Origin of the sequence: Neorhizobium sp. SHOUNA12A (assembly GCF_023006505.1) — a bacterium.
Classification (GTDB): Bacteria; Pseudomonadota; Alphaproteobacteria; order Rhizobiales; family Rhizobiaceae; genus Neorhizobium.
In genome coordinates this window covers 61,510-71,105 of record NZ_JALBGV010000023.1, presented here as the reverse complement: position 1 = coordinate 71,105, position 9,596 = coordinate 61,510, and the positions used below count along the sequence as shown (strand labels likewise).

The following is a 9,596-nucleotide window of genomic DNA, read 5'->3' as shown; positions in this document are numbered from 1 at the left end:
GGCCTGCAGCCAGTTTTCACCGGAGAACGAAGCGGAGGAAGCGATGCTCTTCAGCTGGCTCTGCAGCTGGGTGATTTCTTCCTGGACCTTGGACTTGTCGACGCCCGGTTCAGCGGCGGCAACCAGCTTGTTCTTGATTTCCTTGACGACGTCGATTGCCGATTCCATGGCGGAATAGGCGGTATCGACCTTGGCAGCGCCGAGGCCGAGGGCGTCCTGGACCGTGGAGAGCGAGCCCTTGTCGGACCGCATGGTGGTCGCGATCGACCAATAGGCAGCGTTGTCGGAAGCAGAGCCGACGCGCAGGCCCGAGGAAACTCGGCTCTGCGTGGATTCCATGTCGTTGCTGATGCCGCGCAGCGTCTGAAGCGCGGCCATCGCCGACACGTTGGTGAGAATGCTAGCCATAGTTGATTGTCCCTTTGAACGAAATACCTGGAGGGGGACATACCGGACTGTATATTTTACCGGCACTTCGGTCCGGCATCATGCCAACTCGGTCTCTTCAATCTGAAGGAACACCAAACCCGTCGTGTGAGGCAAATCTCGCAGCATTTCCTTTCTAAGTTCTTTAAACAACGAGGGGAACTAAAAGGCGTTCGACCGATATGATTAACGAAAGATTGATGAAAATTCCGCTTCTGCGAGGTCGGCTTCATGCAAGCTTGGCTTGCCACGATGCGCGGTGAAGCCGATTTGCCGGGACGCCGGCACAACTTTACTGGAGCGGGAAGCCTTGAAACCCCTGAAGATACAACGGCAATACGTCGCAGCGCAAAATCACTTCGACAAAAAAGAATATCACGATGTATTGGGCATCCTGAACAAGCTGCTGGATGTTCACAAGGATCCGAGGCACTACGCACTCCTGGGCGCAACTCTGTTGAAGCTCAAGATGAAGACCGAGGCAGCCCAGGCGTTCCAACTTGCCGGGGGCATGGAATCTCCCCATAAGCTCAAATATCTGCGCGAAGCCATGCGGCTTCATTTCTCCAATAACGACGACATCAGCGTCCTTCGTCTCGGCGCACGCATTCTCAAAGAGGCGATCGCCGATCCCGATATGGCAGTTCTGATGTCCGGCGCTCTCATGCGCCAGGAATTGGACGGCGCCCAAGCATTTCGCGATACGCTTGCAAGAAGCGACGAACCGACACACCGGCACCTTGCTGCCCGCTCGATCAAGCTTCAGGAACGCAGCGACGAAGAGAACAAGTGCATTCTCGAGATCTTTGAAAGAGATCCCGAAGACCGCATCGTGCGAAATTTCTACCTTTCGGCGATGCGGGACAGCCTCGACTACGATGTGCTGCGGAAATACGAGCCGATCCAGCTAGAGGAAATTGCCCGGGGCGAATTCGAAGCGATCGCAGACGAAGTATCTCTCTTCAATCTGCGCTGGTGCGACGATGAAAAGACGAACGCCATCGCGGGCTCCAGAATGGGCGAGAGAAAGCCCAAAAACGCCGCCTCGAAAAGGCACAACATGCCGCATCGCTGGGGCAGCAAACTGCGCATAGGCTATCTCTCGGCCGACCTTTGGACGGAACACGCCGTCATGAAGGCGCTGCGCGGCGTACTGGAATCGCACGACAGAAGCCGTTTCGAAATCACCCTCTTCTGCAACGCCCCTCCCGAACGCCTGCGTAACGACAACAACGCCATCCGCGAGGAATGGGGCAGGGTCATCAGGGTTCGCAACATGACGGACGACGAAGCCGCCGAGGCTATCAAGGCCGAAAACATCGACATCCTGGTCGACCTGCAGGGGCACACCGCAGAAAACAGGGTATTCGTGATGAACCGGCCAGCTGCGCCCGTACATGCGACCTGGCTCGGCTATCCGGGCACTGTCGTCAACGTGGATATCGACTATCTCATCGCAGACAGCACGGTGGTGCCGGAAAGCTCCTTCCCGCATTATTACGAGAAGATCTGCTGGATGCCCGAGACGTTCTTCCCGAACGAAGCGGTCCACCGCCCGATGCCGCAGCCGATCGATCGGGCACTCTGCGACATGCCGCAGGACGCCTTCATCTTCTCGTGTTTCCACAGCCACTGGAAATTCACGCCAGCAACCATCGACCTCTGGGTCCGCGTCCTCAAGGAAACGCCGGAGAGCTATCTGTTCCTGATCTGCCGCGAACGGTTCGGTGCTCGAAAGAACCTGATCAAGGCCTTTGCGGAAGCGGGAATCCCCGAGAGCCGCCTGATGTTCGGCGATCGCGTCAACAACTATGCGGCCTATATCAACCGTATCGGCCTGACGGATCTCGGTCTCGACACCTATCCGTATAACGGCCATACGACGACCTCCGAAAAGCTGTGGGCCGGACTTCCGATGCTGACCCACAAGGGCAAGAATTTTGCATCCCGGGTCAGCGAAAGCCTGCTGAATGCGCTCGGCCTGCCGGAAATGGTCGCCGAGGATCAGGATGATTTCGTTCGCCGCGCGGTCCATTACTACAACAACCGCGAGGAGCTCAAAGAGGTCCGGAAACGGCTCGAGGCAAACCGCTTCACGCACCCGCTGTTCGACGCCGAACGGTATTGCCGGCATCTTGAAACCGCCTACACGATGATGGCCGAGAAGGCGAAGGCCAAGATCAAGCCCGACCACTTCAGCGTTCCGGCCCTCCCGCCGCGGGAAGGCCCCTTCAGCGCACGCAAGAATTGATATGCGGATGGAAACGGCGGGGATCCCCCGCCGTTTCCATTTCCGCAGCTCTGCTGTCAGTTAATTGAAGGAACGAACCAGACTGCCGACCAGCAGATTCCAGCCATCGATCAGGACAAAGAAAAGGATCTTGAAGGGCAGCGAGATCGACGTCGGCGGCAGCATCATCATGCCCATCGCCATGGTGATTGCCGCGACGATCATATCGATGACCAGAAACGGCAGGATGATCAGGAAGCCGATCTCGAAACCGCGCCTGATTTCCGAGAGCATGAAGGCGGGGACGAGGACGCGGTAGTCGATCGCCTGCGGCGTGCCGACCGACTGGTTTCGTTCCCGGGCGATTTCGACGAAAAGCTGCAGATCCTTGTCGCGCGTATTGGCCGACATGAAAACCCGGAACGGTTCCGCGATCCGCTGAACCGCCTCAGCCTCCGTGACCCTGTTCTGAAGAAGCGGCTGGACGCCCTCGTTCCAGGCCCTGTCGAAGGTGGGCGACATCACATAAAACGTCATGAACAGCGCCATCGAGACCAATATCATGTTCGACGGCGCGGTCGACAGACCCATGCCGGAGCGCAGGATCGAAAAGGCGATCACGAACCGCGGAAAGCTCGTGACCATGATCAGAATGCCGGGGGCGACGGAAAGAACCGTCAACAACCCGAAGGTTCGGATGATCCACGCGGCTGCGGAACCATCGACCGGCAGATTGAGAAGATCCGCGGGCGATTGCTGGGCGAGCGCGAGCCCGGGTGCCGCGATCAGAGCGACGAACAGGAAGATCAGCCGAATCATGCGATCACGAAGGTCCTTTGCGTCACCTTCGATAGTCATCCCGACCAACGCAGGTCAACACCTCAAGGCCGCATCCCGAAGCTCGTGCACAGAAAGCCGCATCAGCCTGACCAAACGACAAGGTCTGGGTTTCCGAACGCGGCCTTCATTCAGCTTGGCGCAAGTCTGGTTGAATAGCGTGAGCTTATGAATGGCTCAAAGCCGCAAAGAGGCCCAACAGCAATGTGAGGCTCCTCACTTCGGCAAGTCACCGGTGCTTCGGAACGTCAATCGTCTGCGGCGAGCCGGAAGGGCTTGTTCGAGTAAATCAGATCGAGGAAATTCGGTGTCTTCCATTAAACTCAGCATCTGCATTCCGACCTACAACCGTGAAAAACACCTGCACGATTGCCTGGAACGGTGCCATCGCGATTTCCGCTTCGATTTCCCGTATGAAATCGTCATTTCCGACAACGCCTCAACGGACAATACTGGTGCGGTCGCCAAGGAGTTCATCGAGCGGGGGATGCCGATCCGCTACGTCAGGGGTGCGCAGAATGTCGGGATGATCCCCAACATGAACAGCGCGCTCAGGCTGGGGCGTGGCGAATACATGCTCTATCTCGCGGACGACGATCGCCTGATCCCGCAGGAAGTCGCCAATATCGTTGCCTATCTCGACGAAAACCCGAACATCACGGTCTGCCATGCACCATGGGCGATGTATGACGGCATCAACGAGGTAGAGGGCGGGCTGTTCTACACGGTCAACGAGGACAAGGTCTTCCCGCAGAAAAGCTTCGCCGAAGTCTTCAACTATATGTTCAGGGGCCACATCTTCCCTGAGATCGGCATCTATCGCAGCAGCGCTTTCCGGGCCGCTTGGGTTCCGAGAGATATCTGCTTCTACCCCTTCCCCATGCTTGCCCACTTCCTGGACCAGGGCGACATCGCTTTCCGCAAGACGCCCTTCTATCGCCAGGTCATCGTATCCGGCGTCGAACGGGATCGCGTTCAGGGAGGCGCTCAGATCGCGGCAACGGGATGGGACCAATACCGCGGCGGTCTGGAATATTTCCTCTATTTCGCATCCAAACGCGGCAAGGTGGGTACTTCGCCCGACGAGCGCGCGACCCAGGAGCATCTTTGCAGAAACTTCACGCTGCAGCGAATGGCCGTCTCGATGCGACTGCTCGTCGGCATGCGCGAATACGTGAAGGCGTATGAAGTCTATACGAGAATGGTCTTCGGAGGCTTTGACGAACATCCGGAGGTTCAGTCCTTCAAGGATGGCGGATTGCTGGCAACGGCGCTGCAGATCCTCGTGTGGCAGGTGAGCGTCACCGCCGGTATCGAAAATCTCGTCATCCACGGGTTTCATGACATCGACACCATCAAGGAACGGCTTTTCAGGGTCGATTTCCCGTTGCGGCTGCAGATGATCGACGAGCCGACCGCCCCCACGCCGCAGCAACTTGATAATACGGCGGTCCTCGTGCACCTGCCGGAAGAGCGCGACCGTTTCGTGGAAATGGGCTATCTGCCGAATCTCGTGTTCAGCCAGGACGATCTGATCAAGACCATTCTGCTCTAACGGACGAAGGCGTTTAGCCCGATCGCTTGAAAGCCTCACTCGCATGGCTTAGTGACGATCGTCGTTTCAATGGATAGCGCGTCAGTTACGGAGAGACGGAATTGAAAGCTGTAATTCTCGCCGGTGGATTGGGAACCCGTATCTCCGAGGAGACGCATCTCAAGCCGAAGCCGATGATCGAGATCGGTGGACGGCCGATCCTCTGGCACATCATGAAACTCTATTCCGCCCATGGCGTGAACGAGTTCATCATCTGCTGCGGATACAAGGGCTACGTCATCAAGGAGTATTTTGCGAATTACTTCCTGCATATGTCGGACGTCACCTTCGACATGGCCTATAACGAAAAGCAGGTCCATCGCCGCACCGCCGAGCCCTGGAAGGTAACGCTGATCGATACCGGCGAAGCGACGATGACCGGCGGCCGCCTGAAGCGCGTTTCCGAATACCTGCGCAACGAGGAAAGCTTCTGCTTCACCTATGGCGACGGTCTGAGCGACGTGAATATCACCGAGCTCGTCAAGTTCCATCGTTCGCACGGCAGGAACGCGACGGTTACCGCCGTCCATCCGCCGGGCCGCTACGGCGCGCTCGAACGCTCCGGCAACCAGGTCACCGGCTTCGTGGAAAAGCCGCGTGGCGATGGCGGCATGATCAACGGCGGTTTCTTCGTGCTTTCGCCGAAATGCATCGACCTCATCGAGGGCGACAACATTCCGTGGGAATCCGCGCCGATGGCGGACCTTGCCACGATGGGTGAACTGATGGCCTACGAGCACGAAGGTTTCTGGCAGCCGATGGACACGCTGCGCGAAAAGAACCTGCTCGAAGACCTCTGGGCTTCCGGAAAAGCGCCATGGAAAATCTGGCCGTGAGCGGAGGAGCCCAGCCGAGCCGCGGTTTCTGGGAAGGTAAACGCGTCCTTTTGACAGGGCATACAGGCTTCAAGGGAGCCTGGCTCTCCATCTGGCTCGGTCGCCTCGGTGCCGAAGTCACCGGCATTGCCCTGCCGCCCGAAACGCATCCCAGCCTCTTTGCGCTCGCGCGGCCCGATCTCAGGGAAAGTCATTTCCAGGATATCCGCGATGCCGCCAGGCTCACCGAACTGGTGCGCTCCGCCTCCCCCGACATCGTCATGCATCTCGGTGCTCAGGCCTTGGTGCGCCCAAGCTACCAGGATCCGCTCGGCACGTTCGCGACCAACGTGCTCGGAACCGCCAATCTGCTGGAGGCGGTCAGGTCGGTGCCGTCTGCGCGCGTGGTCGTCGCGATCACCACGGACAAGGTCTACCGCAACCTCGAACATGCCTTCCCTTACCGGGAGACGGACCATCTCGGCGGGCACGATCCCTACAGCGCCAGCAAGGCCGCATCCGAGATTATCATTGCGAGCTACCGCGATTCGTTTCTGCGCGAAAAAGGCGTGGCGGTTGCCAGCGCCCGGGCCGGCAATGTGATCGGCGGCGGTGACTGGTCGGCCGACCGTCTGCTGCCGGACGCGGTGCGCGCCTGGCAGTCCGGCAATACCCTCAGCGTCAGGCGGCCGGAAGCCAAGCGCCCGTGGCAGCACGTGCTCGAACCGCTCTCGGCCTATCTCGTGCTTGCCGAACGTCTGTGGAGCGATCCCGCGATTGGCGATGCCTTCAATTTCGGCCCGATCACCCATGAAGCCGCACCGGTGCGCCAGGTGATCGAGATCGCCCGCGCTTCCTACGGCCGTGGCGATGTGGAATATGGCGACGGCACCGAAGGGCCGCACGAAGCGGGCTGGCTTGCCTTGGAAACGGCCAAGGCGCGGCATATGCTGGGCATCGAACCGCGCTGGTCGCTGGCGGAGGCTGTCGACCGGACGATGAGATGGTATCGTGCGCAGAATGACGGCGCCGACGCCCGCGCCCTTTGCGAAGCCGAGATCGACGAATACGAGGCACGCCCTTGAGCCGCTTCACCGTCACCGATCTGCCGCTTGCCGGCCTGAAGCTCGTCGAACGTCAAAATCTCGGTGATTCGCGCGGCTTCCTGTCGCGCATGTTCTGCGCAGACGAACTGGCGCCGGCGGGCTGGGCAAAGCCGATCGCCCAGATCAACCTAACGATGACGGCCCGCCAAGGCACCGTGCGCGGCATGCATTTCCAACGCCCTCCCCATGCCGAGATGAAACTGGTCAATTGCCTGCGCGGCGCGGTCTTCGACGTTGCGGTGGATCTCAGACAGGATTCTCCGACCTTCCTGAAATGGCATGCCCAGGAGCTTTCCTCCGAGAACCGCCGATCGCTGCTGATCCCGGAAGGGTTTGCGCACGGCTTCCAGGCGCTGACCGACGACTGTGAGCTCCTCTATTTCCATTCGATGCCCTATGCGTCCGGTTCGGAGGGTGCCTTGAACTCCCAGGACCCCGCACTCGACATCAGTTGGCCGCTGGAGATCACCGAAATGTCGGATCGTGATCGCGGCCATTCCTTCCTGACATCACAATTCACGGGACTGACGCTATGAACTGCCGCCACTGCGGGACCACACTTCGCTGCGATTTCCTGGACCTCGGCTTCGCGCCGCCATCCAACGCGTATCTGACCGCCGAGGATCTGGCCAAGCCGGAAGTCTATTTTCCCTTGAGGCTACAGGTCTGCGAGGAATGCTGGCTGGTCCAGACCGAGGATTATGCCTCGGCCGAATCACTCTTCAGTGCCGAATATGCCTATTTCTCCAGCGCCTCGACGAGCTGGCTCGCCCATGCAGCACGTTATGTCGAGATGATCACCTCTCGTCTCGGTCTCGGTCGGGACAGCATGGTCATCGAGGTCGCGTCGAACGACGGCTATCTGCTCAAGAACTTCGTCAAGGCTGGCATTCCCTGCCTCGGCGTCGAACCGACGGCAAGCACGGCGGAAGCCGCCGAAGCGCTTGGCATCCCGGTCCGACGGGAGTTCTTTGGAGAGGCACTCGGCAAGACGTTGACCGACGAAGGCAAGAGTGCTGATCTCATCCTCGGCAACAATGTCTATGCCCATGTGCCCGACATCAACGATTTCACGCGCGGCCTGAAGGCGGTGCTGAAAGCCGGCGGCACGGTGACGCTCGAATTTCCGCATGTGATGCGGCTCATCGAGCACAATCAGTTCGATACGGTCTATCACGAGCACTTCTCCTATCTTTCCCTCTTCACGGTCGGAAAGATTTTCGACGCGGCGGGCCTGCGCGTCTTCGACGTCGAGGAATTGCCGACCCATGGCGGCAGCCTGCGCGTCTACGGATGCCATGCGGGTGATTCGCGCCGGACGACGGAGGCGGTTACCGCACTTCTCGGCGAAGAACAGCGCCGCGGTCTTCAGACAGCGGCCACCTATGCCGACTTCCAGGTTAAAGCCGAAAAGGTCAAGAACGACGCGCTCGCTTTCCTGCTGGACGCCAAGCGCGAGGACAAGACGGTCGCAGCCTATGGCGCCGCAGCCAAGGGCAACACGCTTCTGAATTTTGCCGGCGTCAAGCCGGATCTCCTCCCCTATGTCTGCGATGCCGCAGCCGCCAAGCAGAACAAGTTCATGCCGGGCAGCCATATCCCCATCCTGCATCCGGACGAGATCGTCGCGCGCCGGCCGGACTATGTGATGATCCTGCCTTGGAACATCGCGACCGAGGTCCGTCAGCAGCTGGCTTCGCTTGCCGATCAGGGCACCAGGTTCGTAACCGCCGTTCCGGAATTGAAGATCATATGACGCCACTCGTCCTGCTCACCGGAGGAACAGGTTTTGTCGGCCGGCAGGTGCTGCGGGCGCTGACAGAATCCGGTGCGCGCGTCCGGGTGATTTTACGCGAAGGAACAGCGGAAAGCCGGCTTGGCGATCTCTCCGCCGTCGAGAGCATCGTGCGGACGCCGGACCTGTTCCGCGAGCCGGTCGAGTGGTGGGCGAAGGCCCTAGACGGCGTCGATACGGTCACACATGTCGCCTGGTACGCCGAACCCGGCAAATATTTGCAGTCACCAGAAAACATCGTCTGCCTCGAAGGCACGTTGCGGATGGCGCAGGGCGCGGCAATCGCCGGCGTCAAACGGTTCGTCGGCGTGGGCACGTGTTTCGAATATGACGTCTCGGTGGGCATGCTCGCCACCGACACGCCGCTGCGCCCGATCAGCCCCTATGCCGGCGCGAAAGCCGCAGTATTTATGGCCCTGTCGCAATGGCTGCCGCTACACCGGATCAGCTTTGCCTGGTGCCGGCTCTTTTATCTTTTCGGCGAAGGTGAAGACGAGCGACGGCTGTTTCCCTACCTTCGCGCCCAGCTCGCCGCAGGCAAACCGGTGGATTTGACCAGCGGCAACCAGATCCGCGACTTCCTGGACGTTCGGGAAGCCGGAAGGCAGATCGCCGATATCGGACTTGGCGACAGAACCGGAGCAGCCAACATCTGTTCCGGAATTCCGGTGACCGTGCGGCAGATAGCCGAGCGGTTGGCCGACGAGTATGGTCGACGCGATCTCCTGCGATTCGGCGCCCGCCCCGACAATCTGGTGGATCCTCCCTGCGTTGTAGGATTAACGAGGTGATG

At 59.6% G+C, this 9,596-nt stretch carries 8 protein-coding genes and 1 pseudogene; 7 read left to right on the top strand and 2 right to left on the bottom strand.

Going from position 1 to position 9,596, the window contains the following annotated elements:
* Nucleotides 1-408, bottom strand: a pseudogene (locus MOV63_RS13100) (flagellar hook associated protein); the annotation flags it as partial.
* 403 nt (nucleotides 409-811) lie between these two features.
* Here MOV63_RS13100 and MOV63_RS13095 point away from each other — a divergent pair.
* Nucleotides 812-2,677: a glycosyl transferase gene (locus MOV63_RS13095; protein ID WP_247034107.1), complete on the top strand. Its 1,866-nt coding sequence runs from the start codon at nucleotides 812-814 to the stop codon at nucleotides 2,675-2,677.
* 60 nt (nucleotides 2,678-2,737) lie between these two features.
* On the opposite strand, the gene fliP is transcribed toward MOV63_RS13095, so the two are convergent.
* Nucleotides 2,738-3,475, bottom strand: coding sequence for a flagellar type III secretion system pore protein FliP (gene fliP, locus MOV63_RS13090; protein WP_038548705.1), 738 nt, complete (start codon nucleotides 3,473-3,475; stop codon nucleotides 2,738-2,740).
* Between the two features lie 325 nt (nucleotides 3,476-3,800).
* On the opposite strand from fliP, the gene MOV63_RS13085 reads away from it, so the two are divergent.
* From MOV63_RS13085 to MOV63_RS13060, 6 genes are all read left to right on the top strand, one after another.
* On the top strand, nucleotides 3,801-5,048 hold the full coding sequence (locus MOV63_RS13085) for a glycosyltransferase family 2 protein (RefSeq protein WP_247034106.1): 1,248 nt from the start codon (nucleotides 3,801-3,803) through the stop codon (nucleotides 5,046-5,048).
* A 101-nt stretch (nucleotides 5,049-5,149) separates the two neighbouring features.
* The gene (gene rfbF, locus MOV63_RS13080; RefSeq protein WP_038539757.1) at nucleotides 5,150-5,923 is read left to right on the top strand and encodes a glucose-1-phosphate cytidylyltransferase; all 774 of its coding nucleotides are present in this window, start codon (nucleotides 5,150-5,152) and stop codon (nucleotides 5,921-5,923) included.
* Nucleotides 5,905-6,987 carry a CDP-glucose 4,6-dehydratase gene (gene rfbG / locus MOV63_RS13075; protein ID WP_247034105.1) on the top strand — a complete coding sequence of 361 codons (1,083 nt, stop codon included), beginning with the start codon at nucleotides 5,905-5,907 and terminating at the stop codon, nucleotides 6,985-6,987. Before rfbF ends, rfbG begins: the two co-directional genes overlap by 19 nt.
* Nucleotides 6,984-7,544, top strand: a complete 561-nt coding sequence (locus MOV63_RS13070; RefSeq protein WP_247034102.1) for a dTDP-4-dehydrorhamnose 3,5-epimerase family protein — start codon at nucleotides 6,984-6,986, stop codon at nucleotides 7,542-7,544. The genes rfbG and MOV63_RS13070 overlap by 4 nt, the downstream gene beginning before the upstream one ends.
* On the top strand, nucleotides 7,541-8,764 hold the full coding sequence (locus MOV63_RS13065; protein ID WP_247034100.1) for a class I SAM-dependent methyltransferase: 1,224 nt from the start codon (nucleotides 7,541-7,543) through the stop codon (nucleotides 8,762-8,764). Before MOV63_RS13070 ends, MOV63_RS13065 begins: the two co-directional genes overlap by 4 nt.
* Nucleotides 8,668-9,594, top strand: coding sequence for an NAD(P)-dependent oxidoreductase (locus MOV63_RS13060; RefSeq protein ID WP_247034098.1), 927 nt, complete (start codon nucleotides 8,668-8,670; stop codon nucleotides 9,592-9,594). Before MOV63_RS13065 ends, MOV63_RS13060 begins: the two co-directional genes overlap by 97 nt.
* Nucleotides 9,595-9,596: the final 2 nt, after the last annotated feature.

Bases quoted from the DNA above. Each gene is read 5' to 3' on its own strand.
- rfbG (WP_247034105.1), top strand. From the start codon at position 5,905: ATGGAAAATCTGGCCGTGAGCGGAGGAGCCCAGCCGAGCCGCGGTTTC.
- MOV63_RS13065 (WP_247034100.1), top strand. From the start codon at position 7,541: ATGAACTGCCGCCACTGCGGGACCACACTTCGCTGCGATTTCCTGGAC.
- fliP (WP_038548705.1), bottom strand. From the start codon at position 3,475: ATGATTCGGCTGATCTTCCTGTTCGTCGCTCTGATCGCGGCACCCGGG.